This window comes from Ulvibacter sp. 2210JD10-4, assembly GCF_058148525.1.
In genome coordinates, this window is record NZ_JBYVJZ010000051.1 from 1 (window position 1) to 260 (window position 260).

A 260-nucleotide genomic window follows, 5' to 3' on the forward strand; every position below is an offset into this window, starting at 1 on the left:
CCACGTGGGTCGGTAGGAAGTTGTAAACCAAGCATTTTTTTAATTCTTCATTAAATATCCAGATCGAATTCTTTTCGGAGTTTTTCGATCATGGGATTTTTTTCTTTTAATTTTTCAACCTTTTCACGAGGTGTATATGCATACCGTTTCTCAATGGTTTCATTCACTTCAATTGAAAGGTCGAAATCATAGTTTTGTAATTTTTCACGAAGAAAACCTAACAACTCATATTTAGCACGTTCTACTTCCACTTTGATTGT

Annotated in this window: 1 protein-coding gene; it reads right to left on the reverse strand. The window is 33.5% G+C overall.

Annotated elements, in window-relative coordinates:
• Positions 1-50 precede the first annotated feature (50 nt).
• Positions 51-260 (reverse strand): DUF8493 domain-containing protein (locus tag ACY2RT_RS15435; protein ID WP_490156813.1); only part of this gene is annotated, 210 nt, incomplete at its 5' end.